At 70.6% G+C, this 22,235-nt stretch carries 23 protein-coding genes; 13 read left to right on the plus strand and 10 right to left on the minus strand.

Translation table 11 applies throughout. The annotated features are described in order from the left end of the window. Positions 1-69: 69 nt before the first annotated feature. Complete coding sequence (locus tag MRBLWH3_RS00540) at positions 70-255, plus strand: DUF1918 domain-containing protein (protein WP_341996991.1); 186 nt, start codon at positions 70-72, stop codon at positions 253-255. 156 nt (positions 256-411) lie between these two features. Here MRBLWH3_RS00540 and MRBLWH3_RS00545 read toward each other — a convergent pair whose 3' ends face one another. Continuing rightward, positions 412-552: a hypothetical protein gene (locus tag MRBLWH3_RS00545; protein WP_363427662.1), complete on the minus strand. Its 141-nt coding sequence runs from the start codon at positions 550-552 to the stop codon at positions 412-414. Between the two features lie 154 nt (positions 553-706). Here MRBLWH3_RS00545 and MRBLWH3_RS00550 point away from each other — a divergent pair, with 154 nt between their 5' ends. After that, entirely contained in the window at positions 707-1,453 is a 747-nt protein-coding gene (locus MRBLWH3_RS00550) for an SDR family oxidoreductase (RefSeq protein ID WP_363427664.1), read from the plus strand. Positions 1,454-1,506: 53 nt separating this feature from the next. Here MRBLWH3_RS00550 and MRBLWH3_RS00555 read toward each other — a convergent pair whose 3' ends face one another. Together MRBLWH3_RS00555 and MRBLWH3_RS00560 are read right to left on the minus strand one after the other, a co-directional pair. Further along, positions 1,507-2,340 (minus strand): aldo/keto reductase, encoded by an 834-nt coding sequence (locus MRBLWH3_RS00555; protein ID WP_363427666.1) that lies wholly within the window; start codon positions 2,338-2,340, stop codon positions 1,507-1,509. 145 nt (positions 2,341-2,485) lie between these two features. Beyond that, on the minus strand, positions 2,486-3,115 hold the full coding sequence (locus MRBLWH3_RS00560; protein ID WP_363427668.1) for a TetR/AcrR family transcriptional regulator: 630 nt from the start codon (positions 3,113-3,115) through the stop codon (positions 2,486-2,488). A 100-nt stretch (positions 3,116-3,215) separates the two neighbouring features. Here MRBLWH3_RS00560 and MRBLWH3_RS00565 point away from each other — a divergent pair, with 100 nt between their 5' ends. The 3 genes from MRBLWH3_RS00565 to MRBLWH3_RS00575 are packed head-to-tail and all read left to right on the plus strand — an operon-like array spanning position 3,216 to position 7,077. After that, entirely contained in the window at positions 3,216-4,250 is a 1,035-nt protein-coding gene (locus MRBLWH3_RS00565) for an agmatine deiminase family protein (protein ID WP_363427670.1), read from the plus strand. Between the two features lie 31 nt (positions 4,251-4,281). After that, positions 4,282-6,003, plus strand: coding sequence for an amidase (locus MRBLWH3_RS00570; RefSeq protein ID WP_363427672.1), 1,722 nt, complete (start codon positions 4,282-4,284; stop codon positions 6,001-6,003). A gap of 6 nt (positions 6,004-6,009) precedes the next feature. Beyond that, on the plus strand, positions 6,010-7,077 hold the full coding sequence (locus MRBLWH3_RS00575; RefSeq protein ID WP_363427674.1) for a C45 family peptidase: 1,068 nt from the start codon (positions 6,010-6,012) through the stop codon (positions 7,075-7,077). Positions 7,078-7,124: 47 nt separating this feature from the next. On the opposite strand, the gene MRBLWH3_RS00580 is transcribed toward MRBLWH3_RS00575, so the two are convergent. Next, entirely contained in the window at positions 7,125-8,600 is a 1,476-nt protein-coding gene (locus tag MRBLWH3_RS00580; protein WP_363427676.1) for an MFS transporter, read from the minus strand. 114 nt (positions 8,601-8,714) lie between these two features. On the opposite strand from MRBLWH3_RS00580, the gene MRBLWH3_RS00585 reads away from it, so the two are divergent. After that, the gene (locus MRBLWH3_RS00585; RefSeq protein ID WP_363427678.1) at positions 8,715-9,362 is read left to right on the plus strand and encodes a TetR/AcrR family transcriptional regulator; all 648 of its coding nucleotides are present in this window, start codon (positions 8,715-8,717) and stop codon (positions 9,360-9,362) included. Between the two features lie 9 nt (positions 9,363-9,371). After that, a complete protein-coding gene (locus MRBLWH3_RS00590; protein WP_363427680.1) occupies positions 9,372-10,214 on the plus strand; it encodes an esterase/lipase family protein in 843 nt (280 codons plus the stop codon). A 62-nt stretch (positions 10,215-10,276) separates the two neighbouring features. Here the strand turns inward: MRBLWH3_RS00590 and MRBLWH3_RS00595 are convergent, their stop codons facing one another. Beyond that, positions 10,277-10,750: a MarR family winged helix-turn-helix transcriptional regulator gene (locus MRBLWH3_RS00595; protein WP_363427682.1), complete on the minus strand. Its 474-nt coding sequence runs from the start codon at positions 10,748-10,750 to the stop codon at positions 10,277-10,279. A 76-nt stretch (positions 10,751-10,826) separates the two neighbouring features. On the opposite strand from MRBLWH3_RS00595, the gene MRBLWH3_RS00600 reads away from it, so the two are divergent. Further along, entirely contained in the window at positions 10,827-12,047 is a 1,221-nt protein-coding gene (locus tag MRBLWH3_RS00600; protein ID WP_363427684.1) for an FAD-dependent oxidoreductase, read from the plus strand. Between the two features lie 299 nt (positions 12,048-12,346). Here MRBLWH3_RS00600 and MRBLWH3_RS00605 read toward each other — a convergent pair whose 3' ends face one another. Both MRBLWH3_RS00605 and MRBLWH3_RS00610 read right to left on the minus strand, forming a co-directional pair. Continuing rightward, on the minus strand, positions 12,347-12,715 hold the full coding sequence (locus MRBLWH3_RS00605; protein ID WP_363427686.1) for an HNH endonuclease: 369 nt from the start codon (positions 12,713-12,715) through the stop codon (positions 12,347-12,349). A gap of 86 nt (positions 12,716-12,801) precedes the next feature. Next, positions 12,802-13,632, minus strand: a complete 831-nt coding sequence (locus tag MRBLWH3_RS00610; RefSeq protein ID WP_363427688.1) for a Cof-type HAD-IIB family hydrolase — start codon at positions 13,630-13,632, stop codon at positions 12,802-12,804. Between the two features lie 123 nt (positions 13,633-13,755). Here MRBLWH3_RS00610 and pgi point away from each other — a divergent pair, with 123 nt between their 5' ends. The 3 genes from pgi to MRBLWH3_RS00625 all read left to right on the plus strand — a co-directional run bounded on the left by pgi (position 13,756) and on the right by MRBLWH3_RS00625 (position 16,726). Beyond that, positions 13,756-15,435: a glucose-6-phosphate isomerase gene (gene pgi, locus MRBLWH3_RS00615; RefSeq protein ID WP_363427690.1), complete on the plus strand. Its 1,680-nt coding sequence runs from the start codon at positions 13,756-13,758 to the stop codon at positions 15,433-15,435. An 82-nt stretch (positions 15,436-15,517) separates the two neighbouring features. After that, positions 15,518-15,655 (plus strand): hypothetical protein, encoded by a 138-nt coding sequence (locus MRBLWH3_RS00620; protein ID WP_363427692.1) that lies wholly within the window; start codon positions 15,518-15,520, stop codon positions 15,653-15,655. 177 nt (positions 15,656-15,832) lie between these two features. Further along, positions 15,833-16,726 (plus strand): phospholipase, encoded by an 894-nt coding sequence (locus MRBLWH3_RS00625; RefSeq protein WP_363427694.1) that lies wholly within the window; start codon positions 15,833-15,835, stop codon positions 16,724-16,726. Between the two features lie 64 nt (positions 16,727-16,790). On the opposite strand, the gene MRBLWH3_RS00630 is transcribed toward MRBLWH3_RS00625, so the two are convergent. The 3 genes from MRBLWH3_RS00630 to MRBLWH3_RS00640 form a co-directional block, all read right to left on the minus strand. Continuing rightward, positions 16,791-17,498: a DUF899 domain-containing protein gene (locus MRBLWH3_RS00630; protein WP_363427696.1), complete on the minus strand. Its 708-nt coding sequence runs from the start codon at positions 17,496-17,498 to the stop codon at positions 16,791-16,793. Between the two features lie 556 nt (positions 17,499-18,054). Then, on the minus strand, positions 18,055-19,671 hold the full coding sequence (locus MRBLWH3_RS00635) for a solute symporter family protein (RefSeq protein ID WP_363427698.1): 1,617 nt from the start codon (positions 19,669-19,671) through the stop codon (positions 18,055-18,057). Continuing rightward, a complete protein-coding gene (locus MRBLWH3_RS00640) occupies positions 19,671-20,039 on the minus strand; it encodes a DUF485 domain-containing protein (RefSeq protein ID WP_363427700.1) in 369 nt (122 codons plus the stop codon). The genes MRBLWH3_RS00635 and MRBLWH3_RS00640 overlap by 1 nt, the downstream gene beginning before the upstream one ends. A 180-nt stretch (positions 20,040-20,219) precedes the next feature. On the opposite strand from MRBLWH3_RS00640, the gene MRBLWH3_RS00645 reads away from it, so the two are divergent. Both MRBLWH3_RS00645 and MRBLWH3_RS00650 read left to right on the plus strand, forming a co-directional pair. Continuing rightward, on the plus strand, positions 20,220-21,458 hold the full coding sequence (locus MRBLWH3_RS00645) for a sensor histidine kinase (protein ID WP_363427702.1): 1,239 nt from the start codon (positions 20,220-20,222) through the stop codon (positions 21,456-21,458). Continuing rightward, positions 21,455-22,198, plus strand: coding sequence for a LytR/AlgR family response regulator transcription factor (locus tag MRBLWH3_RS00650; protein ID WP_363427704.1), 744 nt, complete (start codon positions 21,455-21,457; stop codon positions 22,196-22,198). Before MRBLWH3_RS00645 ends, MRBLWH3_RS00650 begins: the two co-directional genes overlap by 4 nt. Positions 22,199-22,235: the final 37 nt, after the last annotated feature.

A 22,235-nucleotide genomic window follows, 5' to 3' on the forward strand; every position in this document is an offset into this window, starting at 1 on the left:
CCGGAGGCCGGACACCCCTACCCCTCGCCGCCGCCGCGTCGTATCGTGAGCGCGAGGAGGTGGTCCGCCATGCAGGCGAGCGTCGGCGATCGCGTGATCATCCACGGCCGCGTAGTCGGTGCCGTGGAGCGCGCGGGTGAGGTCATCGAGGTCCGGGGCAGCGAGGAGAACCCGCTGCTGGTGGTCCGCTACGACGACGGGCATGAGGCGATCCTGTCGCCGGGAAGCGACTGCGAAGTCCGGCACGCGTCCTGAGACGCGCGCCGGACGCGGCTCCGTCCGGCCCAGCCGACCCGACTCGTCGTCGGCGTCACCCTCGGCGTCGGAGCAGGCCGACACGAAGAGGATGCCGCCGCCCGCCGTGAACGCGCCGCCCGCCTCGCCCCTCGCAGAGCGCCGGTACGAGCCGCGTCAGCCCCACTGGGTGAGCTTGTCGGGGTTGCGCATGATGAAGACGTCGGTGATCCGGCCGTCCCGCACCTCGCGCGTGACGAGCGCGTCGGCCACGCCATGAAGCGTCGCGAGGAAGCCGAGTCCGTCGGGAGTCTCCACCGGGGGGAGCACCGCATCGGGCGCCAGGCGCGGCAGGGGCGCGGTGCTCGGCACTCAGACGTCGCGGACTGGCTCGCCGAACTCGGCTGACGGACCCGCAGGGCGTAGGTCTACGCTGAGCGGGGGTTCGGAGTCACACGCACCGGGAGGACTCGTGAGACTCGCCATCGCCGGCGGCACCGGCATGACGGGCGGGCACATCGCGGCGATCGCGCGCGAGCGCGGACACGATGGCGTCATCCTGTCGCGCCGCACGGGCGTCGAACTGCTGAGCGGTGCGGGCCTCGCGGGCACGCTCGACGGCGTCGACGCGCTCATCGACGTCACCAACGTGACGACCGCGAAGCCCGACGTGTCGGTCATGTTCTTCGCCGGTGCCACGAAGAGCCTGCTCGCAGCCGAGCGCATCGCACACGTCGCGCATCACCTGGCACTGACCATCGTCGGCGCCGAGGCCGCGCCGGACGGCTACTACGCCGGAAAGCTGGTGCAGGAGCGGCTGGTCGCCGGCAGCGACGTGCCGTGGACGATCCTGCGCGCGACCCAGTTCCACGAGTACGCGGCGATGGTCTACCACCGCGGCCACGCCGGCGCCCACGTCGCCCCGTCCGGCCGTGTGCAGCCCATCGCCGTGCACGAGGTCGCCGCGCATCTCGTCGACCTCGCCGAACAAGGCCCCGCGGGCCGCACGACCGACCTCGCCGGACCGCAAGAGGAGAGCCTGGCAGACATGGTGCACCGCTACGCCCACGCGATCGGCCGTCGCGCGCCGGTCCCCGTCGTGAACACGCCGGGCGCCCTCGGCCGCGCCCTCCGTTCGGGCGCGCTGCTTCCCGGTCCCGAAGCGCTGCGCGGCACTCAGACGTTCGCCGAGTGGCTCGACGCCCTGCCCGACGCCTGAAGCCGGGACGGATGCTGCGGCCCGGCGCGGTGCGCCGGGCCGCAGCATCCGTGTCACATCTCCTCGTGGGTGAGCGGGTCACCGTTCCACAGGCGCCCGCGCTCGAGCGCGCTGATGGCGGCGAGCTGATCGTCGGTGAGCGTGAAGCCGAAGACGTCCGCGTTCTCGCGCTGGCGGTCCGAATCGGCCGACTTGGGGATCGGCGTGCTGCCGAGGTGTGTGTGCCAGCGGAGCACCACCTGCGTCGGAGTGACGTCGTGGACCGTGGCGAGCTCGGTGAGGATCTGCTCGGTCAGCAGCTCGCTGCGTCGGGCGAGCGGGCTCCAGCTCTCGGTGCGGATGCCGTGGGTCCTGTGGAACGCCCGCAGCTGCTCCTGCGGGAAGTACGGGTGCAGCTCCACCTGGTTGACCGCCGGCACGACGCCCGTCTCTTCGATGAGCTGGGTGAGCTGGTCCTCGGTGAAGTTCGAGACGCCGATCGAGCGGACGAGCCCCAGCTCGCGCGCCTCGATCATGCCGCGCCAGGTGTCGACGTACTTGCCGACGCTGGGGTTCGGCCAATGGATCAGCTGCAGGTCGATGCGGTCCAGGCCCAGCAGGTCCAGCGAACCCTTGATGCTGTCGATCGCCTCCTGCCGGCCATGGTGGCGTCCGGGGATCTTGGACGCGACCAGCAGCTTGCCGCGGTCGACGTCACTGCGCCGCACCGCCTCACCGACCTCGCGCTCGTTCTCGTAGTTGACCGCGGTGTCGAGCAGCCGGTAGCCCGCGTCGATCGCCGCGACGATCGCCGCGATCCCCTCCTCGCCTCGCAGGTGGTAGGTGCCGAGTCCCAGCTCGGGGAACCAGGCACCGTCGTTCAAGGTCACGGTGGGGATCGCGCTCATGGTTCCATCCTGCCCTGCTCCTCCCGCGCGGGGCGCGCGTCGTCGCAGGTCGTCACGGACGATCGTCGACGTCGAGGGTGCTGCCTCGAACGTACGGGCGCCCGCCACGAGGTGGGGAGGGGGTTGTGCCGTAGTGCCCGGAGGGCTACGAGCCGACCGGGACCGATCCCGGCCTGGCGCCGACGAGGGTCTCGGCCGCGCGCGCGGTACGGGCGGCGAACCGGGCCGTGTCGGTGCCGCGGGCGAGGGACTGCGCGTTGAGCCCGTCGATCATGCCGAGGAGCTCCCACGCCACCTCGCCGGGCTCGGTGGTCGAGAACGCGCCGGTGCGGCATCCGTCCGCGATGATCGACTCGACGAGCGACTGCCAGCGCTCCATCTGCGCACGCACGGCGTGTGCGAGTGCGTCGTTGCGGCGGGCCATCGCCCAGCCCTCGACCCACACCACGGTGAGGTCCTCGCGCGCGGCGTCCATGAGGGTGTCGATCAGCGCGCCGAGCCGGGCCGCCGGATCGGCGACGGCGCCGACGAGCCGCTCGACGTCGCGCACCTCCTCGTCGACGAGGTCGGCATAGACGCGCGCCACGAGGTCGTCCATGGACGGCTGATAATGCGCGACGAGGCCCGACGCGACCCCCGCCCGCTCCGCCACGGCGCGCAGCGTGAGCGCCCGGAGGCCGTGCTCATGTGCGATCGCCGTCGCCGCTGCGACGATCTCGGCGGCCCGTTCGGCAGGAGCCTTGCGGGTGCGCGGCCGTGACGATGTGCTTGACATGGTCTCGCCAGCATAGGTATCTTTCCTATTGATCGCTAGATCAATTACTTCGCGGAACGGCGGGGCCCGTGTCGCGAGACGACCGAACGAAGGGGCGACGATGGCCTGGAGGATGCCGCACGAGAGCGAGCCGCACGAGCGCACGTGGATGGCGTTCCCGAACGAGGGGCCGACGCTCGGCGACGACCCCGCAGAGCAGGAGCGCTTCTACGCCGCGTGGAGCGCGGTGGCCAACACCGTCGCGAACTTCGAGCCCGTGACGATGCTCGTCGATCCGTCGAAGGCGCACCGCGCGCGGCGCATGCTCGACTCGGCCATCGACATCGTCGAGACTCCGGTGGACGAGTTCTGGTTCCGCGACCACGGCCCGACGTTCGTCGTCGACGACGAGCGGTCCGGCGCACTCGGCGCCGTGGATTGGATCTTCAACGGCTGGGGTGCACCGGCGTGGGCGACGTGGGAGAAGGCGGCTCAGCACGCCCGCTTCACCGCCGACCTCGCGGACGCCGAGGTCGTGAGCTCGCTGCTCGTCAACGAGGGCGGCGGCATCCACGTCGACGGCGAGGGCACGGTGCTCGTCACCGAGACCGTGCAGCTCGATCCGCGCCGCAACCGCTTCGCCGACCGCGCCCGCGTCGAGGCCGAGCTTCACCGCACCATCGGCGCGACGAAGGTCGTGTGGCTCCCCCGCGGACTCACCCGCGACTACGACGAGTTCGGCACGAACGGGCACGTCGACATCGTGGCGACCATCCCCACGCCCGGTCGCGTCCTCCTGCACGCGCAACAGAACCCCGAGCACCCCGACTTCGAGGTGTCGCGGGATCTGCGCGCCTTCCTGTCGGCCGAGACGGATGCCGCGGGCCGCACCTTCGAGATCATCGACCTGCCCGCCCCCGAGACGCTCCGGGATGCGGAGGGCTTCGTCGACTACAGCTACGTCAACCACCTCGTCGTGAACGGCGGGATCATCGCGTGCGGATTCGGCGAGGACCGCGCCGACGAGCGGGCGCGCGACATCCTCGAAGCCGCGTACCCCGGGCGGAGAGCGGTGACGGTCGACGCGCGCCAGATCTTCGCCGGTGGCGGCGGCATCCACTGCATCACCCAGCAGCAGCCGGCGGTGGCCCGATGACCCGCGGGCGTGTCCGACGGGAGGAGGCCTGATGTACCCCGTGGTCGAGAAGACGATCGCCGAGCTCCGCGACGCACTCGACGCCGGGGAAGTGACCAGCGTCGAACTCGTCGACGCGTACCTGGCCCGGATCGACGCGTACGACGCACCCGGCACGGCGACCGCCCTCAACGCGGTGATCGTGCGCAATCCCGACGCGCGGGCCGAGGCGGCAGCATCCGATCTCCGTCGCGCCGAAGGCCGCACGCTCGGGCCGCTCGACGGCATCCCGTACACGGCGAAGGACTCGTTCATGGCGAAGGGCCTCACCGTCGCGGCGGGCTCGCCCGCGTTCGCCGACCTCGTCGCGCAGCGCGACGCGTTCTCGATCGAGCGCCTGCGGCAGGCCGGAGCGGTGCTCATCGGGCTCACCAACATGCCCCCGATGGCCAACGGCGGCATGCAGCGCGGCGTCTACGGCCGCGCCGAGAGCCCGTACAACGCCGAGTACCTGACCTCGGCGTTCGGGTCGGGCTCGTCCAACGGCTCGGGCACGGCGACCGCGGCGTCGTTCGCGGCGTTCGGGCTCGGCGAGGAGACCTGGTCGAGCGGCCGCGCGCCGGCATCGAACAACGCGCTGTGCGCCTACACGCCGTCGCGCGGGGTGATCTCGGTGCGCGGCAACTGGCCGCTCGTGCCCACGATGGACGTCGTCGTGCCCCACACCCGCACCATGGCGGACCTGCTCGAGATCCTCGATGTGCTGGTCGCCGACGATCCTGAGACTCGCGGCGACTTCTGGCGCGCGCAGCCCTGGATCGAGATCCCGGATGCCTCGGCCCTGCGCCCGGCGTCGTACCCGGCGCTCGCGTCGGCCGATGCGGACGCGGCCGCCGCGACCCTGGCCGGGCGCCGATTCGGCGTGCCGCGGATGTACATCAACGCCGACCCCGAGGCCGGGACCAACCCTGACGGCGGCATCGGCGGGCCGACCGGCACCGGGATCGAGACGCGGCCCTCGGTGCTCGCGCTGTGGGAGAAGGCCCGCATGGACCTCGAGGCCGCGGGCGCAGAGGTCGTGGAGGTCGACTTCCCGGCCGTGACGAACTACGAGGGCGACCGGCTGGGCGCCCCGACGATCATGACGCGCGGGCTGGTGACCGAGGCGTTCCTCCAGCGCGAGATCGTCGACCTGTCGGCGTGGGCGTGGGACGACTTCCTGCGGGCGAACGGCGACCCGACGCTCGACCGCCTCGAGGACGTCGACGGCGCGGCGATCTTCCCACACCCCGACGGCGCCTTGCCCGACCGCTACACCGGCTTCGACGACGACATCGCGACCTATCCGGCGCAGGTGCGCGAGCACCCGTACGCCTCGTTCGCCGACATCCCCGAGATCGAGGACGGCGCACGGGGCCTCGAAGAGACGCGGCGCATCGATCTCGAGGACTGGATGTCGATCCTCGGCCTCCACGCCGTCATCTTCCCCGCGGTCGCCGACATCGGGCCGGCCGACATGGACGTGAACGAGGCATCCGCCGATCTCGGCTGGCGCAACGGTGTCTGGGTCGCCAACGGCAACCTCGCGATCCGCCACCTCGGCATCCCGACCGTGACCATCCCGATGGGGACGATGGACGACATCGGGATGCCGGTGGGCCTCACGATCGCCGGGCGCGCGTACAGCGACCCCGATCTGCTCGCCTGGGCGGCGGCGTTCGAGGCGCTGCGGCCGCGCCGCACCGCTCCCCCGCGCACCCCCGAGCTCGACTAGGAACCCGTGGACCTCCGCACCTTCACTTCGACGACCACCGATCCCGCCCAGCGCGGCACCGAGCTGGGCGCCGCTTTCGGCCCCCAGTACCGCCGCACCGCGGAGCTCTACCTTGCGCATTTCGCCGAGCTCGGCGTCCCGGCCACGCAGGTGCGCGCCGTCGCCGAGCGCAGTCGCGAGGCACTCGCCGCGTGGGCGCCCGGCCTCGCCGCCGAGTCGGACGCCATCGCCGACGCTGCGGACGTCGAGCGCTGGCGGCTCGCCGCGGTCGCCGCGCGAACCGAGATCCTCGCGTCCGCGCCGCCACGGCCGGGCGAGTGCTCCACCGCCGTGCACGTCGGGACGGGTGTGGCGGCCGAGTCGCTCCAGACGTGGGACTGGCACGGGTTCCTCGTCCCCGAGGCGCTGCTGCTCGAGCTCACGTCGGCGAGCGGGCTGCGCGTGAAGACGTTCACCGAATTCGGCGCGCCGGGCAAGATCGGCGTGAACAGCGCCGGGGTCGGGCTGCATTTCAACATCCTGTCCCACGAGTCCGATTCGGACGCGGGCGGCGTCCCGGTGCACGCGGTCGCCCGCCGGGTGCTCGACGAAGCCCGCTCCCTCGCCGACGCCCGATCGATCGCGACGAGCGCAGCCGTCAGCGCGTCGACGGTGCTCACGGTGTTCGAGACCACCCCCACGGGCTCCCGAGCCGCGGCGCTCGAACTCGCACCGTCGGGACTCGGCGTCGTCGAGCCTGGCGCCGACGGCTGGCTCTTCCACACGAACCACTTCCTGGATCCGGCGCTGTCGGCGGGCGACACGATGCAAGACTCCACGACGGTCGCCCGCCTGGCGCATCTCGACCAGGTGCGTGGTGAACTCGCAGGCCTCGCGTCCACCGATCGCGCCCTGGCGGCGTGCGGCGGGCGGGGTTCGGCCGCCGAGATCTGCATGATCCCCGACCTGACCCTGCCGCCGCTCGATCAGTGGACGACCCTCCTCACGGTCGCCGTCGACACCGAGGGCTTCGCGCTCGAGGTGTTCCCCGGCCGCCCCGACGAGGTTGCTGCCATGGGTGTCGTCCGCTTCTGAACCACACACACCGGAGTCGCTGCGGCGACCCCGTCCGGGATCGCGGGTCAGCGCAGCCCCGAGCGCACATCCGCTCCGGCCTCACCGATCGCCGTGGACGCCGACGCCGCCGGGGTGGCGGCATCCGTTCCCTCGTCGTCGGCGTGGAGCGACGGCGGCGCCCCGGCGTACGCGTCGGAGAGCTCACGGTAGGGCTTCGACACGAAGGCGAGCAGCACCACGAGCAGGAGCACCAGGCTCGCGCCGACGAACGCGAGCGCGATGCCGCGCGCCTCGCCGTCGCCGAGCAGCCAGCCCCACGCCTGCTGCCCCTCGGGCGAGTTCATGTACGGGATGAGCCAGAACTGGGCGATGGGTCCGATGAGGAACGCCGAGACCGGGGCCGCCGCGGACTCCACGCTGGCCGCGAAGCCGAAGACCCGCCCCTGCTTCTCGAACGGCACGACGCGCTGCACGATCGTCTGCTCCGAGGCCTCCGCGATCGGCATGAGCGCCATGAAGACGAGGATGCCGAGCCCGTACAGCCACCACCACTCGCGGATCGCGAATGCCATGCCGAGGAAGGCGATGCCGATGTTGACGAGGAGCATCGTGCGCACCGGGTTCTCGCCCAACCCGAACTTGGCGACGAGCGCGCCGCCGATGATGAACCCGAAGCTCGTGACGCCGAGGACGATGCCCCACATCTCCACCGAGAAGAGCGTCAGCCCGTAGGGATCCATCAGGGCCATGAAGACGCCGCCCACGAGGTTGTTGAACGTCGAGAAGAGGATGAGGGCGAGCAGGCCCGGCACAGCCATGACCGCCGGGATCACGCCCTTGAAGCTGAAGCCCTTCGGCGCGTCCCCCTCGACCTGCGCGACGCCGCGCTCGGGGATCGGGACGAACATCAGGTGGATGAGCGCCACGCCGGTGGCGGCGATCGCGATGGCCACCGTCCAGCCCATGCCGAGGAGCCCGATCGACAGGCCCGAGAACACGCTCGTCACCATGAAGGCGATTCCCTGCACCGCGCCGACGAGGCCGTTGGCCTTGTCGCGGCGATCGCCGGGCACGAGGAGCGTGACCGTCGTCGACAGAGCGATGTTGCGGAGGTTCTCGACGACCCCGCCGATGAGGATCACGCCGGCGAACGCCCAGAACCACGGTCCGGTCCAGTCGAGCAGTGCGCTCTCGGGGAACGCCACGAACATGGCCCCGGCGCCGACGTACGCCGACGCGGTCACGATGCTCGAGAGGAGCATGACCGACTTCTTCTTCATGTGGTCGACGATCACACCGAACACGACGCCGAAGACCGCGACGAGAAGCATGTACAACCCGCCGATGATCGCCGTCGCGAGCACCGACTTCGTCTCGAGGTAGACCCAGAACGTCAGCGCGAACCACAGGTAGCTCGATGTCACGTTGGCGAGCGCGGTGTTGACGAGCACCTGGTAGAACGCACGCAGGGTGCGCGCGTCGGGGCGGTGCTGGACGGGATCTTCGGATGCTGCGGGCCCGGCGGGGCTCGGCTGGCTCATGACGATTCCTTCCGCGTGTTCACTGAACGAGCGGTGAGGGCGAGGGCCTAAGGTGAATGTGGACACTGTTCACATTCAGTGTTCACAACGTACACACCCGGCCGGGAGGACGCAATGACTTCGCCCCTGCGTGCCTATCATCACGGCCACCTCCGACACGCACTGATCAGCGAGGGACTGCAGCTCGCCCGCACCGGCGGCCCGGCCGCGGTGACCCTGCGCGAGGCGACCCGCGCCGCCGGCGTCTCACCCAATGCGGCGTACCGGCACTTCGCCGATCGCGACGCCCTGGTGCGGGCGGTGGCCCGCGAAGCACAGCTCGAACTGGCCGCCGCGATCACGGCGCGCGTCGAGGCCACGCCGTCGGACCTCTCCCCCGCCGACACCGCGATCGAGCGGCTGCGCCGCGTGGGACTGGCCTACATCGACTTCGCGCGCACCGAGCGCGGGTGGTTCGAGACCGCGTTCTTCACGCAGGACACCCACGCGAACGACGGCATCGTGACCCTGGACGACGAGATCGTCGCCCCCTTCCGGCTTCTGATGGACACGCTCGACGCGATGGTCGACGCCGGTGCCCTCTCCCCCGGACGCCGCCCGTTCGCCGAGTGGGCCTGCTGGTCGGCCGTCCACGGCTTCGCCGACATCGCCGTGCACGGCCCGGTGCGATGGCAGCCGGCATCCGTCATCGACGCCCTCGCAGCAACCGTCGTGGAGTCGGCTATCGCAGGCGTCCGCGGCACGTCCACCGCGCCCTCGTAGACTTCGCACATGTCCGACCAGGCGACCGCCGTCTCCGTCCCTCGCCTGTCGCTGGTGCGGCGCGGACTGTCGTGGGTCGCCGACTACGTCTACGCGGCCCGCCGGCAGCTCGCCCTGTTGGCGCTGCCATGGACGATCGGGAGCCGCCGGCCCGTCCCGCGGGCGTGGCGCCGGGGCGACCCCACGCTGCCGGAGGTGTACCTCATCCCCGGCGTGTACGAGCACTGGACTTTTCTGCGTCCCCTCGGCGACGCCCTCGCCGCCGCGGGCCACCGCGTCGCGGTCGTGCACGGCCTGGGCGTGAACCGCCGCGCGATCCCCTCGACCGCCGATCGCCTCGGTGACCTCCTCGCCCGCACGCCGGCCCCCGACGCCGGGCGCGTGCTGGTGGCGCACAGCAAGGGCGGGCTCATCGGCAAGCACCTCCTCGTCTCGTCGGGCGCGGCCGCGCGCGCCGCCGCGGAGGCTGCCGCGGGCGGCGACCCGGCCGAGGCCGCCGCAGCGGCGACCGACCACGGGCGCCCGCTCGGCCTCGTCGGCCTCGTCGCCGTCGCCACCCCGTTCGGAGGCTCCCGGCTTGCGCGAATGTTCGTCGTGCCGAGCATCCGCGCGTTCCGCCCCAAGGACGAGACCATCCTCACCCTCGGGCGCGAGACGTCGGTCAACGGCCGCATCGTGTCGGTGTTCGGGCCGTGGGATCCCCACATCCCCGAAGGGAGCGCGCTCGACGGCGCGACGAACATCGCGGTGCCGACATCCGGCCATTTCCGCGTCCTGGGCGCCCGATCGACCCAGCGCGCCGTGCTCGACGGCATCGCCGTGCTCACCGCGCGAGGTCACACGGCGGACTAAGCCGCGGCTGGTCACGGCCTGACGAGCCGGTCGAGCGGCATCCGCTGCCGAGTGGGTCGACGTCAGTGGCGGCGGAGCATCTCGATCTCCTCGCGGTTCACCTCGGCGGCGTGGGCGAAGAGCTCGTTGGCGAAGGCGAGCTGATCGTCGGTCAGGGTCTCGAGATACGCGTTCCAGCGGGCTCCGACGCGGCCGTAGACCTCGCCGAAGCGGGCGAAGATCGCCTCGGGCACGGCGGCCACGATGACGCGGCGGCGGTCGTTCGGATCGCGGTCGCGCGTGACGAACCCGGCGCGCTCGAGCCGGTCGATCGCCGTTGTGATGGCGCCACCGGCGGTGAGCCCGGTGCGCTCGGCGAGCTCGCCCGGCGTCGCGGGGCCTTCGCTCATGAGCAGGCTGGCGCACTGGAGGTCCGTGCCGTTCAGGCCGCCCCACTTCGCCACCGCGTCTTGGAAGAGCACCGCCCGGGCCATGAACTCGCGCATCACTTCCGCAGCGCGCGCCATCTCGCGCGTTCGCGTTGACGTCTCGGCCATGCTTCGCGTATTCTCTCCATTATCGAGAGACTCGAATATCGAGACTCCTGGGTGACAGTCTACTGAGGAGCATCCCATGCCACGGGCCATCATCATCGGAAGCGGCGTCGCCGGCCCGGCCACCGCACTGTTCCTGCAACGCGCCGGCTGGGAAGTCGAGATCTTCGAGGCCGCCCAGGAACCCGACGGCTACGCCGGCCTCTTCCTCAACCTCGCGACGAACGGGCTCGCCGTGCTCGACCAGCTCGGACTTCGCGAGGAATTGGTCGCAGCGGGGCATCCCGCTCCGGAGATGACGATGTGGTCGAGTTCGGGCAGAGCGCTCGGCACGGTGCCGAACGGCCCGGCGCGCGAACCCGAGCGCGGCAGCGTCGTGGTGCGGCGCGGCATCCTGCACCAGGCGTTGCGGCGGGCGGCGCAGGAGGCAGGTATTCCGATCACGTTCGGGGCGCGGCTCGAACAGATCGAGGAGACGCATGCCGCGGTGCGCGCGTTCTTCGCCGACGGTCGCACAGCGGCCGGCGATGTGCTCGTGGGCGCCGATGGCGTCGGGTCGCCGACCCGCCGCCACATTGATCCGCACGCCCCTGACCCCGCGTATTCAGGGCTCGTCGGGCTCGGCGGCTTCGCACACGTGCCCGGTCTCGCGCCGACGCCGGGGGCGCAGCACATGCTCTTCGGGCGCCGTTCGTTCTTCGGCTGGCTCGTGCGCGACGATGGCGAGGTGTACTGGTTCGCCAACATCACCCACCCGGCCGCCGATCGCGCAGCGGTTCGGAACGTCTCGGCCGAGGAATGGCTCGCGGAGCTGCGCGAACTGCATGCGGGCGATCCGCACCCGGTGCCGCTGATCCTCGAGCACGCGACGGGCGATGTGGGCGGCTACCCGATCGACGACCTCGCGCACGTGCCGAAATGGAGCAGCGGGCGGGTCGTGGGCGTCGGCGACGCGGTGCACGCCACGTCGCCGAGTGCCGGTCAGGGAGCCTCTCTCGCCCTCGAGGACGCGATCACGCTGGCGCGGTGCCTTCGGGACATCCCCGATCGCAGCGCCGCATTCGCCGAGTATCAGCGGCTTCGGCAGCCTCGCGCCGAGGCGGTCGTCGGCTACGCGCAGGCGATCAACAGGCACAAGCGCGTCACGAAGTCACGGCTCGGCATCGCGATCCGCGACGCCATGCTCCCGATGTTCCTGAGGAAGGCGCGCGACGACACCCGCAACGACTGGCTCTACAACCACCAGGTCGAGTGGGACGTACCGGCCGTCGGCCACCGGTCCGGCAACAGCGCCCGGTAGACGCCAGGAAGTCCCCCGCGGATCGTGCCACCACTTCTGCGAAGGCGGATACGCGGCGCGGCAGCGTCCGTTCGCGAACCAGCGGCCCGCGTGCACCCGAAGCACGCGGGCCGCTTCCCATTCCGCGCGATGTCTACAGCTGCGGCGGGGTCCAGACGAGAGTGTGACCGGTCGCGGTGAACAATTCGTTACCGGCGAGCTCGCCGGTCGTGGTCGGCTCGAGCATGAATCCTAGCGCCTCGCGGAAGTCGCGCGCCGGGTTGCCGTGCCGGAGCTCTCGTACAGACGGATGCTGAGACTCATGCGGTCTCCCGGGGTACCGACGCGGTTCCGCGCCAGGAGGCGAGCACCTCGATGTGACGCAGCAGGAACGCCCGCTCATCGAGCCGTTTGCGGCGCAGCCACCCCGTCACCTCGTCGTTGCTCTTGCTCGCGTTGCACGAGCGACACGCGGGAACCACGTTCTCGAACGTGTAGCGGCCGCCGCGCGAGATCGGCAGCACGCAGTCCTTCTGGAACGGACCCGCCGCCACGCCGCAGTACGCGCACGCGCCCCATGCTTCGACGAGAGCCTCCCACTCGTCGAGCGTGAGGTCGTTGTCGGCGGCGGCCACCCGGCGCGCGCGGCGCCGCGCGGCGCGGGCACGCCTGGTCTGACTCACCGCCATACCCGGAGCCTATTGCCCTCCGCAGGCGCGGCGTCGACGACCCACCGCTCGCGCGTCGACAGCGTGCGTTGCCGCGCTCGGGAGGGTCAGGCGACGCGGTCGGGCACCCCGTCGAGGAGCTTCTCGATCGTCGTGATCACACCGTGCTCGAGGTTCGATGGCGCCGAGTAGCGCGCCCGGGCCGCGACGTCCGGGTGGGCGTTGGCCATCGCGAACGAGAGGGACGCAGCATCCATCATCTCGAGGTCGTTGAGGTAGTCGCCGAACACCGCGGTCTGCCCGGGCGTGATGCCTGTCGCCGCCTGCAGGCGCCGCAGCGCGACGCCCTTGTTGACGCCCTGGTTCATGACGTCGATCCAGTGCTCGCCCGACACGACCACCTGGTGGGTCGCGCGGAGGTCGTCGAGCGCGGGGGCGGTGGCTGCGGCGTCCGCGAAGTCGAAGATCGCGACCTTGAGGATCTGGTCGTCGACCGCGAGGAGGTCGGGCACGGTCGCGAGGCGCGCGTAGTACTTCTCGGCCTCGGGCAGGAACGCATCGCCGGCGCGCTCGATGTACGCCGACCGCTTGCCGCAGACGACGACTCCGAGATCGCGCCCGGCTGCGGCGAGCGCACGCAGGCGCGTGACGAGGGACGCGGTGAACGCGGCATCCATCGCCTCCGAGCTGATCTCGGTGTCGCCCTCGACGACGTACGCGCCGTTCTCGGCGATGAACACCGTGTCGTCGAGGTGCTCGGCGAACGCACGCTGGAGGGTCGCGAGCTGCCGCCCGCTCGCCGGGGCGAAGCGGATGCCGGCTTCGTGCAGGCGGTCCAGCAGCGGCCAGAGGGCCTCGGGGATGCGGCCGTCGCCGTCGAGCAGGGTGCCGTCCATGTCGACGGCGATCAGGCGAAGGTCGGGCGAGGGGAAAGGCATGGTGCTTCCACCCTACGTTCGCGTCCCTGTCCGTCAGGCGAGACCCGGCGCTCACAAGACAGGGAGACCGCCGGTGAGAAATGCGTAACCAATGCGCGCACCCGCGCGGGTACCTTGGGGTGCGTGACAGCTCCCATCGATGCCACCATCACGTCCGCCTGGGCCGAGCTCAGCTCGATCCGCGACTCGTTCGCCCCCGATCTGCGCGACTGGTTCGCCATCGATCCGCGCCGCGCCGAGCGCCTGAGCTTCGAGCTCGCCGACCTGCACGTCGACCTGTCGAAGAACCTCGTGACCGACGAGATCCTCGCCTCCCTCGTGCGCCTCGCGGAAGAGACCGGCGTCGCCGAGCGCTACGCCGCGATGCTCGCCGGCGAGCACATCAACACCACCGAGGACCGCGCGGTGCTGCACACGGCGCTCCGCCGCCCCGCGGACGCCGAGCCCGCGCTCGTCGTCGACGGCCAGGACATCGACGCCGACGTGCAGTCGGTCCTCACCGCCATGACCGCCTTCGCCGACCGCGTGCGCTCGGGTGAGTGGCACGGCGTGACCGGCAAGAAGGTCACCCACATCGTCAACATCGGAATCGGCGGCTCCGACCTCGGCCCCGTGATGATCTCGGCTGCGCTCGAGCCGTACGCCACCGCCGGCATTCAGGCCCGGTTCGTGTCGAACATCGATCCGTTCGACATCGCGAACAAGACCAAGGACCTCGACCCCGAGACCACGCTCTTCATCGTCGCGTCGAAGACGTTCACGACCCTCGAGACGCTGACCAACGCGCGCCTCGCGCGCGACTGGCTGTGGGCGGGCCTGGAGAAGTCGGGGGCGATCGACGGTTCGGACGAGGCGAAGACGGATGCTGTGGCCCACCACTTCGTCGCCGTCTCGACCGCTCTCGACAAGGTCGCCGCGTTCGGGATCGACACCGACAACGCCTTCGGCTTCTGGGACTGGGTCGGCGGCCGCTATTCGGTGGACTCCGCCATCGGCCTGTCGCTCATGATCGAGCTCGGACCCGAGGTCTTCCGCGAGCTGCTCGCCGGATTCCACGCGGTCGACGAGCACGTGGCGAACACGCCGCTCGAGCGCAACGTGCCGGTTCTGATGGGCCTCCTGAACATCTGGTACTCGAACTTCCTGGGCGCTCAGTCGCACGCGGTGCTCCCGTACGCGCAGCAGCTGTCGCGCTTCGCCGCGTACCTGCAGCAGCTCACGATGGAGTCCAACGGCAAGTCGGTGCGCTGGGACGGCTCCCCCGTCACCACCGACACCGGCGAGGTGTTCTGGGGCGAGCCTGGCACGAACGGCCAGCACGCGTTCTACCAGCTGATCCACCAGGGCACGCGCCTGATCCCCGCCGACTTCATCGCCTTCGCGAACCCGGCGTACCCGCTCGAGGACGGCGGCCGCGACGTGCACGGCCTGTTCCTGTCGAACTTCCTCGCGCAGACGAAGGCCCTCGCCTTCGGCAAGACCGCCGAAGAGGTCGAGGCCGAGGGCACCACCGGAGCCCTCGTGGCCGCGCGCACCTTCGCGGGCAACAAGCCGACGACGTCGATCTTCGCGCCGGCGCTGACCCCCGCCGTGCTCGGCCAGCTCGTCGCTCTGTACGAGCACATCACCTTCACGCAGGGCGTCATCTGGGGCGTCAACTCCTTCGACCAGTGGGGCGTCGAGCTCGGCAAGCAGCTCGCACTGCAGATCGCCCCCGCGATCGAAGGAGACGAGACCGCGATCGCCGCCCAGGACGCCTCGACCCGAGCGCTCCTCGCCTACTACGCCGAGCACCGCAAGTAGCCCGCACCTGACGAAGGGTGGGTGCCGGGCTTCCGGCACCCACCCTTCGACGTTCGCGGTCGGCCTCGGCCTTCATCGTGTGGTGGCCAACGCAGAAGCACGCCAGCCGGAGGCCGCGCCGCAGCATCCGTTCCTCCTGCTCCTTCCCGTCGACCGTGATGAGCGAGCCGCCGACCGCGATCTCGCCCCGGAGCACGGGTCCGCCGATCCGCGCGGGTGAGAGATTTCTCATACTCCGATCAGGACTTTCCCGCAAAAGCACTCTCACGTTCTGTCCAGGAAACCACCGGGAACCGTCCAGACGCGATGAGGCAGACTCGGGGACTTGTGCGTCCGACCCGAAGGCGCACGGGCGCCGATACCCGCGGCGCGAAACCCGAAGGATCGTACGTTCGTCATGCATTCAGACCAGTCACCCACGCCTGCCCGCCGTTCACGCCGCCGCTTCATCGTGCCCGCCGTCGCCACCGGAGCCGCCCTGGGCGTGCTCCTCACGACAGGCCTCACGCTCGCCTCGCCGGCGCTCGCCGCAGCCGCGCCGCTCGCCGCATCGGCCATCGCCTCTGCCGCGACTCCTGAAGCCACCGCCGACTCCTTCCGCGAGATCCGCGCCGATGCGCAGGGCACCCTCCTCTCGGCCCGTGTCGCGCTGAGCGACGCCGCCTCGATCACCGCCGACATCGCCGCCGCGGGATTGGACCTCGGTCTCGCCGACACGTCGGTCGACACCGCCGGTCTCGAGCACGCCGCGGACCGGCTCTCGAAGCTCGATGTCGTTCCGATGCTGCTGGTTCCGGGACTGACCACCGACGTGAGCGGCGCCACCGAGACGGTGAAGGCCCGCGTGACCGAGCTCCGCGAGCACCTCGTCGCCGCAAAGGAGAAGAAGGCCGCGGAAGAGGCGGCCGCCGCAGCCGCCGCCGAGGCTGCCGCCGAGGCGCAGCGCCAGGCCGAGGCTGCCGCCGCGCTCGCCGCCGCGAACACCCCCGAGGGCGCCAAGGCGACCGCTCGACAGATGGCGGCCTCGCAGTACGGCTGGGGCGACGACCAGTTCTCGTGCCTCGAGTCGCTTTGGACCAAGGAGTCCAACTGGAACTACCAGGCCTACAACTCCGGCAGTGGTGCGACGGGCATCCCGCAGTCGCTCCCCGGCAACAAGATGGCGAGCGCCGGAGCCGACTGGCAGACCAACGCCGCCACGCAGATCTCGTGGGGCCTCGGATACATCGCCGGCTCGTACGGCACGCCGTGCGCCGCATGGGGCCACTCCCAGGCCACCGACTGGTACTGATCCGTCGCCGATGTGGACGGATGCCGCACCCTGGCCGCAGTCGCGGGGTGCGGCATCCGCGTCTCTATGCGTGACTGTGAGCGCCCGGCCCGTACAGTTCCGCCACCTTCTGCGACGAGAACCATCCGTCGAACGTGTCGGTCTTCGGCCAACCTTCGGGAGAGTCCTGCCACTCCTCCTGTCGGCCGTACGGCAGCACGTCGATGAGCGGGAAGGTGTGGCTCAGCTGCTCGGTGCCGCGGCCGTCCGTGTGCCATGTGCGGTACACGGTATCGCCGTGGCGGAGGAAGACGTTGACGGCGAACCCGCCGCCCGGCGGGGCGTCGACGTCGGCGCCGAACGCGCTGCCGGCGATGGAGAACCAGTCCATGCGGTTGCCGGTGCGCTCCTTGTACTCGAGCGCCTCATCGATCGGCCCCTGCGTCACGATGACGAAGCGGGCGTCGTACGCGTCGAGGAAGTCGAGACGGGTGAACTGCGACGTGTAGCCGGTGCAGCCGGGGCAGTGCCATTCCTTGCCCTCGAACCACATGTGGTTGTAGACGATGAGCTGGGACTTGCCTTCGAACACGTCGACGAGGCGCACCGGGCCGGACTCGCCCATGAGCGTGTAGTCGGGCATCTGAACCATCGGCAGCCGCCGGCGCTGCGCGGCGATGGCGTCGAGCTCGCGCGTCGCGGCCTTCTCGCGCACGCGGAGCTCCGCGAGTTCGCGCCGCCACGTCTCGGCATCGACGACGGGCGGGAGGGCGTTCTGGGTCGTGCTCTGCATCGGAACCTCCGAATGTGCGCGTGGATATGTTCACACCGTACACATCTGAATGCGGGGGTCGAGAGGTCTCGAGCCCCTGTCCCGCGGCCGGCACGTCCGTGCCGTTCCGGCCTCCCCGGAGATCGATCACGGAAACATCACAACGCCCCCTTGTCAGCGTTACCTGGCCGTTATAGAGTGCTGCCACGGTAGTTGTTTGCTGTGGCAGCTGCCGGCATGTGATTGCAGGACACTCTTGGTGCAAGGGACAAGGGCCGGTCGGTAGCCTCTCCGACCGGCCCTTCACTTTTGCTTGCCGACCAGGGCATCTCGTGCCGTCGCGACCTCGCCGGCACGACCTCTGGGCGGTCGGGAGCCCGTCGGTCGAACGGAGCCTGCGAAGATCACGAAAAGATCACAGCCACCCCTTGTCAGCGTTACCTGGCCGTTATAGAGTGCTGGCACGGTAGTTGTTTTGCTGTGGCAGCTGCCGGCATGTGATTGCAGGACACTCTTGGTGCAAGGGACAAGGGCCGGTCGGTGGCCTCTCCGACCGGCCCTTACTCTTGCCTCCGCGCTAGTGACTGACCGCCTTCTCGGCCCCGATGCCGGTGAGCGAGCGCACCTCCATCTCGGACTGCTTCTTCGCATCCTCCGGAGTCTTGTCGAGCACGCTCACGATCCAGCCGAGGAAGAACGCCAGCGGGATCGAGACGATGCCCGGGTTCGACAGCGGGAACCACGCGAAGTCGATCGCGTCGGTCTTCAGCATCGAGGTCTCGGCGCCCGAGACGACCGGCGAGAACACGATCAGCAGGATCGCCGAGGCGAGCCCGCCGTACATGCTCCACAGTGCGCCCTTGGTCGTGAACCGCTTCCAGAACAGCGAGTAGACGATCGTCGGCAGGTTCGCGGAGGCCGCGACCGCGAACGCCAGCGCCACGAGGAACGCGACGTTCTGGCCGTTGGCGCCGATGCCGCCGATGATCGCGACGATGCCGATGATGACCACCGTGCGGCGCGCGACATTGACCTCGGCGCCCGGTTCGGGCTTGCCCTTCTTCACGACCGACGCATAGATGTCGTGCGCGAACGACGCCGCCGCGGTGATCGTGAGCCCGGCGACGACCGCGAGGATCGTGGCGAACGCGATCGCCGAGATGAGGCCGAGCAGGAGCGGGCCACCGAGCGAGAACGCGAGCAGCGGAGCCGCCGAGTTCGGGCCGCCGGGCGCCGCGGCGATGACGGCCGGGCCGACGAGGGCCGCGGCGCCGTAGCCGAGCACGAGCGTGAAGACGTAGAAGATGCCGATGAGCCAGATCGCCCACACCACCGACTTGCGCGCCTCCTTCGCCGTGGGCACGGTGTAGAAGCGCATCAGCACATGGGGCAGCGCCGCGGTACCGAGCACAAGAGCGAGCCCGAGCGAGAGGAAGTCGATCTTCGAGGTGTCGGACACGCCGTACTTGAGGCCCGGATCGAGGATCGCCGGGTTCTCGGCGACGGCCACGGCCTTGTCGAGCAGCGCCGAGAAGTCGAAGCCGTTGAGAGCGAGCACCCACACCGTCATCACGCCGGCACCCGCGATGAGCAGCACCGCCTTGATGATCTGCACCCATGTCGTGCCTTTCATGCCGCCGATGAGCACGTAGAGGATCATCAGCGCGCCGACCACCGTGATCACGACGGCCTGGCCGAGCTGGTCGCCGATGCCGAGCAGCAGCGACACCAGGCCACCCGCACCCGCCATCTGCGCGAGCAGATAGAAGAAGCACACGACGAGCGTCGTGGTCGCCGCCGCGATGCGCACCGGGCGCTGCTTGAGGCGGAACGACAGCACATCGGCCATCGTGAACTTTCCCGTGTTGCGCAGCAGCTCGGCGACGAGGAGCAGCGCGACGAGCCACGCCACGAGGAAGCCGATCGAGTACAGGAACCCGTCGTAGCCGGTCATGGCGATCGCGCCGACGATGCCGAGGAACGATGCCGCCGACAGGTAGTCGCCCGCGATGGCGGAGCCGTTCTGCCCGCCCGTGAACGAGCGGCCGGCGGCGTAGTAGTCGGCCGCGGTCTTGTTGTTGCGGCTGGCGCGGAACACGATCACCATCGTGACCGCCACGAACGCGCCGAAGATCGCGATGTTGAGCCAGGGCTCACCGGGCGAGGTGGTCGCCGCTTCCGTGAAGTACCGCATCAGCGCGCCTCCTCCGCCTTCTCGAACTCGCCGATCTCGATCTCGTCGCGGATCTCCTCCGCGAGCGGATCGAGGCGCTTGTTGGCGTAGTGGACGTACCAGGTCGTCACTGCGAAGGTGGTGACGACCTGCGCCATACCGAGGACCATCGCGACGTTGACGCTGCCGAACACCCGGATCGACATGAAGTCGTGGGCGTAGCTCGCGAGGAGGACGTACGCGAAGTACCAGGCCAGGCAGGCGCCCAGCACCGGGAAGACGAAGCTCCGATGCGTGCGCCGGAGCCGCTGGAATTCAGGGGATGCTTGGACCGCGCCGTAGTCGACCTCTGCGAGGTTCGTCGCGGCGCTGGGGGCTTCGTTGCCCATGGCGTCTCTCCTTCGAGGGGGTTCGGCGCGCCCGTCGGCCGCGCCGCTGCGTTGACAGTGCGACCATGCTCGTCTTCGGCCGGAGGGCCCGGGGGGCGTCGCCGTTCGTCGTCGGTGAGCGGCGTCCACGGTGCGACGAGCGGCGGCGGGGTGACGACGAACGACGGCTACGCTGGCCGCATGCCCGAGTCGATGCTGCTCGCCGCGGCCGCCGGCGTCCTCGCCGGGGCACTCGCGGTCGGCGTCGTGATCCTGCTCCGGCGCATCGTGGTGGCATCGAAAGAGCTCGGCACCGACGTCGAACAGGCCACGTACCAGACGCTCCACCTGGCGAGCCGGGCCGCGAAGCACCTGCGCGGCGGCATGTCCGAGGGCGACGCGACCCGCGCGGGGCGTCACCTGAAGGCCCTCCTGGGCTGCGAGACGCTCGCGCTCGTCGACCCGTCCGGTCACGTGACCGTCGAGGGCGACGACGCCGTCCGCGAGGTCGCCGGCCGGCTGGCCGCCGAGGCGCGCGCGTCGGGCCGCACGCAGATGCAGCGGCGCACCCGGATCGGAGCACGGGAGACGGATGCTGTCGCCGCACCGATCCTCGCGAGCGGAGTGCCCGCCGGGGCCATCGTCGCGTTCGCGCCGCGCGTGCGGGCCGGGCTCGTGCGCGCGACCGGCGAGGTGGCCGACTGGGTCGCCGCCCAGGTGGAGCTCGGCGAGCTCGACGCCTCGAGAGCCGCGCTCGCCGAGGCAGAGGTCCGTGCGCTCCGCGCGCAGATCAGCCCGCACTTCATCTACAACTCGCTCAACGCCATCGCCTCCTTCATCAACACCGACCCCGCGAAGGCCCGCGATCTCGTGCTCGAGTTCGCCGACTTCACGCGGTACTCGTTCCGCCGGCACGGCGACTTCACCACCGTCGCCGAAGAGCTTCGCTCGATCGACAGCTACCTCAAACTCGAACGGGCGCGCTTCGGCGACCGCCTGAAGGTGACGCTGCAGATCGCCCCCGAGGTGCTGTCGACGGTCGTGCCGTTCCTCTCGATCCAGCCGCTCGTCGAGAACGCGGTGCGCCACGGGCTCGAGGGCAAGGAGGGCGGCGGACGCATCACGATCGAGGCCTCCGATCAGGGAGCGTTCGCCGAGATCAGCGTCGAGGACGACGGCGTCGGCATCGACCCGGTGGTGCTGGAGCGCGCACTCGCCGGCGGCGCTCCGGGCGAGCACGTGGGCCTGCGCAACGTCGACGCCCGGCTCCGGCAGGTCTACGGCGACGAGCACGGTCTCGTCGTCGAGACGAACGTCGGTGCGGGCACGCTGGTGCGGATGCGCGTGCCGAAGTCGCAGCCGGGCCGGGTCGCTGCATCCACGGGACCCGTCCGCGCCACGGCGACCCTCGAACGCGGCGAGGGGAGGCGCGAGCCGTGATCTCCGTGCTCATCGCCGACGACGAGCAGCCCGCGATCGACGAGCTCGCGTTCCTGCTGGGGCAGGACCCTCGGATCGGCATCATCCACCAGGCGTCGTCGGGCGCCGAGGCGATCCGGCTGCTCACGCGGGAGAGCGTCGACGCCGCGTTCCTCGACATCCACATGCCCGGCCTCAGCGGGTTCGACCTCGCGCGCGCCCTCCAGCGGTTCGAGCGCCGGCCCGCCCTGGTGTTCGTGACGGCCGACGAAGAGAGCGCGCTCGAGGCCTTCGATCTCGCCGCGGTCGACTACCTGCTGAAGCCCGTGCGCACCGAGCGGCTGCACCGTTCGGTCACGCGCGTCATCGAGGCGATGAAGGCGCAGGCTGCGCCGGCGACGGATGCTGCGGCGGCCGCGCACGCGGAGCTCATCGCCGTCACGCTCGGCGGGACGACGCGCATGATCCGCCGCGACGAGGTGCGCTACGTGCAGGCTCAGGGCGATTACGCACGGCTGCACACCGAGGAGGCGAGCTACCTCGTGCGAGTGCCGATGTCGGATCTCGAGCGGCAGTGGGCAGACGCGTTCGTGCGCATCCACCGCTCGTACCTCGTCGCGATCCCGCATCTCGCCCGGCTGCGCCTCGGCGGCGACCACCCCAGCGTCACGGTCGGCGGTGCGGAGCTGCCCGTCAGCCGGCGGTGCCTGCCCGCGCTGCGCGAACGGCTCGAGTCGGCGACGATCCGGCCGCGCACATGACCTCGATCAACGGCTCCCCCCCATCCGATGGGCGCCC

It is taken from the genome of Microbacterium sp. LWH3-1.2 (assembly GCF_040675855.1).
Taxonomy (GTDB): domain Bacteria; phylum Actinomycetota; class Actinomycetes; order Actinomycetales; family Microbacteriaceae; genus Microbacterium.